The organism is Pseudomonas sp. SDO55104_S430, assembly GCF_054070595.1.
Window position 1 is genome coordinate 1 of the sequence record NZ_JBSVXG010000505.1, and the last position, 387, is coordinate 387.

The following is a 387-nucleotide window of genomic DNA, read 5'->3' on the forward strand; positions in this document are numbered from 1 at the left end:
TGCCACAGCAGGATTTATCCGGCGGGCATCTGCAGGTGCTGGTGGTGGAAGGGCGACTCGAAGCCCTGAAGAGCGCGCCGGACAGCCAGTTGTCCGAGCGCGAACTGGCCATGGCGTTTCCCGGCAAGGCCGGTGATCTGGTCAACCTGCGCGAGATCGAGCAACTGGTCGACCAGCTCAATCGCCTGCCTTCCAATCAGGCCAAGATGGAATTGGCTCCCGGCAAAAATGTCGGCGGCAGTGAAGTGCTGGTGACCAACAGTCCGCAAAAGCCGTGGCGCGTCGGTCTGTCGCGCAGCAACGATGGCCAGCGCAGTACCGGCGAACAGCAGTGGGGCACGACCTTTGACTGGGACAGCCCGTTGGGCCTGGCCGACCAGTTGAACC

General features: G+C 63.0%; 1 protein-coding gene. It reads left to right on the forward strand.

Going from position 1 to position 387, the window contains the following annotated elements; genetic code table 11:
• Positions 1-387, forward strand: a 387-nt coding sequence (locus tag ACW9JE_RS30920) for a POTRA domain-containing protein (RefSeq protein WP_457434935.1), incomplete at both ends; no start/stop codon positions are given.